The sequence below is a fragment of the Enterococcus sp. NBRC 3427 genome, from assembly GCF_007996925.1.
Lineage (GTDB): Bacteria > Bacillota > Bacilli > Lactobacillales > Enterococcaceae > Enterococcus_B > Enterococcus_B lactis.
On record NZ_BJLL01000099.1, the window covers coordinates 1 to 4,350 of the forward strand.

The window sequence follows — 4,350 nt, forward strand, 5'->3', positions numbered from 1 at the left end:
TTTTCCATCACTTTCCTTTTTTCATACGACTACCGGTTTCTTTGACAAATCTTGATACTTTCAATTTTCTTGTATTTTTCATTTGAGGTACACATAGATACAGACGATTTCTTGCTCTAGTCATCGCAACATAAAATAGTCTTCGTTCTTCTTCTATCGTCGTCACTGGTTCTGCTTTTATTTCATTAGAGTCGATGACTTTCTTTTCTGTTGCTCCGTTATAAGGCAAACTTCCCTCGTTACAGCCAATTAAAAAGACATTTCTGTAACTAAGACCTTTACTTTTATGAATGCTCTGGATACATAGCGCATCAAGTTTTCCTTGTCTGTAAGCAATCAAGCGGGTTTTTAATTCTTTAGCTGTTGCTTGGGTTTCTTGCGATAAGGCTTGGATACTTCTAAAAGTAGCATGTTGCTTTACTTCTTCTCGTATCCATTCTTGATCACTCTGATCGATTTCCTTAGCTATACGTGGCAGATGAAGATAGCTTTGTACAAGCGAATAGATGTCTTGATGCTGGTCTGTTTTACGCAACGCTTCCTCAAACTGGCGGATTTCTGCAGATTTGGATTTTAAATTGGGTCTTACCGACAAAATATAATCCGTAATGGCTGTATTTTGGTATTTAGGAGAAAAGTATTGATCGCATTCACTTTTTTTCAGATAGCAGTCTACCATCAGCTGCCGCAGCAATTGCTGATAGGTTTGATTTTTCTTTTGCGGATTCTGCGCTGTTTGCCAATGAACGATTTTTTGATAGAACTGTTGGAAAGACTTGATGCCAAAGATACCTTCATATGGACTATCTGCTTCCAGTACAAAAGGAATATTCGTTTTCAGCAGAGATTGGACAAGTTGCTGTGTTTGCGAAGCCGATCGGTATAATATAATCGATTCCTTATATTTCCCATTTTTTTGAATAAGTGACTGAATTTGACTTATCAGCCACTGGCTTTCTGCTTTTGTATCTGAGAACAAATAAGCCTCCATAATGCCCGCTTCTTTTTGTGCTGGAATCATCGCCTTTGGTATCCGATCATTTTTGTTATAGCTGATCAATCTATTCGCTCCTTGGACAATAGCTGCCCGAGAGCGGTAATTAGTTAATAAGAAAAGAGTTTTAGTAGGATATTCTTTTTCAAAGTTCTTGATATATGCTGGCTCTGATCCTCTGAATCCATAGATACTTTGGTCATCATCTCCAACAACGATTAACTTGATTCCGTTTTCCTTTGTCATCCGCTTCACGATTTCCCATTGAAGTGGATTAGTATCTTGAAATTCATCAATAAATAGATAATCATATTTCTGTCCAATATAGCGCTGAATCTCGTCATTCTCCAAAGCGCTTTTCAAATTTTGGAGTACATCATTGAACTCTAACAATTGCTGCCTTCTTTTTTGTTCTTGGAGTTCTGTAAGCAATCCATACAGTCGTTCTGATATCGGTTGTCTTGCATTCTTATCAATGGAATCATATTTTTCTTTAACTAACTGAATCATTTCTTCTATTGATAGGTTCATATTCTGCCAATAGTCTAAGCGAGAAGCAATCGTTTTTTCTCCATATTGATCAAATAGATAAAGATTATATTTACGTATCAGCTGTTGCAAAACAGCATTTACTTTTTGCGCAGTATCTTTTGAAAAGTCCCCTTGTATCCCTTGCATTGCCACATCAGGGAATTTTCGACAAATCTCATTGTATATCCTGAAAAAGATACTGTGGAATGTTCCGATATGGACAGCTGTTTTCCTTTGGCTGAAATTATCTACTCGTTTTTTTAGTTCATTTGCAGCATTCCGTGTAAAAGTAATCATCAGTATGCGTTCTTCGTCTACTTGTTTTTGTGTCATCAGGTACACAGCTTTTGCACAGATTGTTTGCGTCTTGCCGCTCCCAGCTCCCGCTATGATTCGAAGATGTTTCTGCATATCGTATGTGATAGCTGCTTTTTGTTCTTGATTGAAGCGATTATAAGAACGTTTCTCCATCATTTTAAAGAAAGAGTTATTACCTTTGCTTTCTTTTTCCTGCATTTCTTCCTCAATAAGTCCAGGGGCTTCTCCATAAGCCGCTTCATAGGTAGCAATGATTTCTTCTTGTAGCCGAAAGACTTGTTGAAGCTTTTTATATTTGTTCTCCCAACGATTCAGTTCTTTTTGTAATCGGAGAATTTCTTTTTCATCCAACTGATTGATTTCCTTCCCATCTTTCTTCTTTGAAGTTGTTTATTCCAATTTGATTATTTAAAATCTCGTTGTCTATTTTTTCTTTATACTAACAGACCTTTCTAAAAATGAAAATGGGGAGCGAGATGATTTTAGTTTTCTGAAAATTTTTCCTTTTTTTCAATCGTTTATGCTAAGATAAGGAAGACAAAATTATATTCATAAAAGGTGATGAAAAAAATGCAGACTTCCTTTCACGAGGGGCGTACAATAGGTCTTTTGCTGACATTTATCGGAGGAGCAATGGACAGTTATACTTATATCCAGTATGGTGCTTTTGCCTCTGCTCAAACTGGCAATATCATCCTATCGATCATCCAAGCTTTTGACGGAGAGTGGCTAAGCGTCGGCAAAAAAGTATTGTCTACCCTTTTCTTTTTCTTAGGGATTCTTCTAACAAAGTATTTGATTGATTATTTTAGAAAAAAAGAAAAACATTTCTGGCGCTTATTTGTTCTATATTATGAAGCGGTGATTTTTTTCTTTGTCAGTTTGACACCTGTCCATGAGCATCCCGCATTAGTAACGATTTTAATTGCTTTTACGGCCTCGATCCAGTGGGTGGCTTTTGATAAAATCAACGGGCGTGCCTACACCAATTTATTCACAACAGGAAATTTAAAAGGGGTAGCAACAAATTTATATGATTATTGTATTACTAAAGAAAAAGCAGATTTTGATCGATTTTTCCACTATTTAACTGTCGTTCTTGCCTTTATCGCAGGGGCTATTGTCCTTGTATTCTGTCATCATTTGTTTGGCGCCCATTCGATTTTGGTCGTTTCTATTTTATTCTTGATCATGGCCCTCACTCAGACATTTCAGTTATGGCAGTTTTATCATACGAACCGTTTCACCTTTTAATTCCCCTGAATCAAAAAAACTAAGCAGGATGCTGTTCACAAAGAAATTTTGTGAGTGAGCAATTTGCTTAGTTTTTTTATTATTTAGTTGTAAAGATACCCTTTGCTTTCGGGTTATTTGTAGTGTAGCGGATTGACTGGGCATCTGCCTCTTCTGTCATTTTCTTTGCCCGCATCTTGATTTCTTGTACGATTTGTTCTCCACATGCTGGATCGGCTACGAAATCGTATTTGTCCCCATCGATTACTATTTTGGGACATATATCAAACTGTTCATACCATTCTTCATAACGTCGATTGAGTTCTTTATAGTAGGAATAGAGTTCAGGATCTTGCTCTAGCTGTTCATATTCCCGACCTCGTTTTTTGATTCTTGCTAACATAGTTTCAAAGGATACACGAATATAAACCAGCAAATCCGGTTTCTTTTGCGGCGAAATTTCTTCTAATTCCTTCAGCATCGTCTCTAAAAGCCCTTCGTACTGCTTTACTTCTACTTCAGAAACACGCCCTAAATCGGCATTCAGATGAAACAACATACTATCTTCGTAGATGGAGCGGTCTAGTACATTGTCATCATGGCTGAAAGCATCTTTAATCGCCAAAAAACGTTTGTTCAAAAAAAATATCTGCAATAAAAAAGTATACTTTTCCGGATTAGAATAAAACAGTGGCAATACTTCATTATCCTCCACGTTCTCATAAAAAGGTTTTGTTTCTAAATCTTGGGCAAGCATTTCAGTCAGTGTGCTTTTCCCTGCACCGATCGTTCCTGCAACAATAATCACAATTATCGGCATCCTTCCTGTAATAAAATCTGTTCTTCATTTTACTACTTCATTGATAGAAATAAAAGCCTTGACTTTATCTGCTCCTTACAGGCTGCTTCGCCAATAGTAGCTAGAAGTCACGCCTATTCATGAAAATAAAAGAGTAGAATGTATGAACTTCTACTCTTTTATGCTCTCAACATTTTATCTGTTTTTATTCTTCTATTGTACTTGATTTGCGTACGACTAACTGCCAGTGCAGATTATGAGCGGTATCATTGTCTTCTGCTGCGCAATTCATGACACGTATCATCACGCTATTTTCATAGATTTTTTCTATTTTTCCTTTTATTGGTGATTCAAATAAATCAGATTTAAATGCATATGTTTCGCTGACTTCAAACAATTGTTCATTTTCCATAAGAATCCCTCCATCACCTTTTCTAAGGTCAGTAAATTTTTAACATAAAATACTCGAAAAAAC

The 4,350-nt window shown here is 36.4% G+C and carries 4 protein-coding genes; 1 reads left to right on the top strand and 3 read right to left on the bottom strand.

What is annotated here, in order from left to right; all coding sequences use genetic code 11:
• Positions 1-7: 7 nt before the first annotated feature.
• On the bottom strand, positions 8-2,194 hold the full coding sequence (locus ESP02_RS12900) for an ATP-dependent helicase (RefSeq protein ID WP_002373254.1): 2,187 nt from the start codon (positions 2,192-2,194) through the stop codon (positions 8-10).
• A gap of 219 nt (positions 2,195-2,413) precedes the next feature.
• On the opposite strand from ESP02_RS12900, the gene ESP02_RS12905 reads away from it, so the two are divergent.
• A complete protein-coding gene (locus ESP02_RS12905; RefSeq protein WP_025478399.1) occupies positions 2,414-3,097 on the top strand; it encodes a YoaK family protein in 684 nt (227 codons plus the stop codon).
• 79 nt (positions 3,098-3,176) lie between these two features.
• Here ESP02_RS12905 and ESP02_RS12915 read toward each other — a convergent pair whose 3' ends face one another.
• Positions 3,177-3,896, bottom strand: coding sequence for a deoxynucleoside kinase (locus tag ESP02_RS12915; protein ID WP_002321450.1), 720 nt, complete (start codon positions 3,894-3,896; stop codon positions 3,177-3,179).
• A gap of 184 nt (positions 3,897-4,080) precedes the next feature.
• On the bottom strand, positions 4,081-4,287 hold the full coding sequence (locus ESP02_RS12920) for a hypothetical protein (RefSeq protein ID WP_146926073.1): 207 nt from the start codon (positions 4,285-4,287) through the stop codon (positions 4,081-4,083).
• Between the last annotated feature and the right edge of the window lie 63 nt (positions 4,288-4,350).

Excerpts from the sequence above, each read along its gene's own strand:
- ESP02_RS12905 (WP_025478399.1), top strand. The coding sequence starts at position 2,414 with ATGCAGACTTCCTTTCACGAGGGGCGTACAATAGGTCTTTTGCTGACA.
- ESP02_RS12915 (WP_002321450.1), bottom strand. The coding sequence starts at position 3,896 with ATGCCGATAATTGTGATTATTGTTGCAGGAACGATCGGTGCAGGGAAA.
- ESP02_RS12920 (WP_146926073.1), bottom strand. The coding sequence starts at position 4,287 with ATGGAAAATGAACAATTGTTTGAAGTCAGCGAAACATATGCATTTAAA.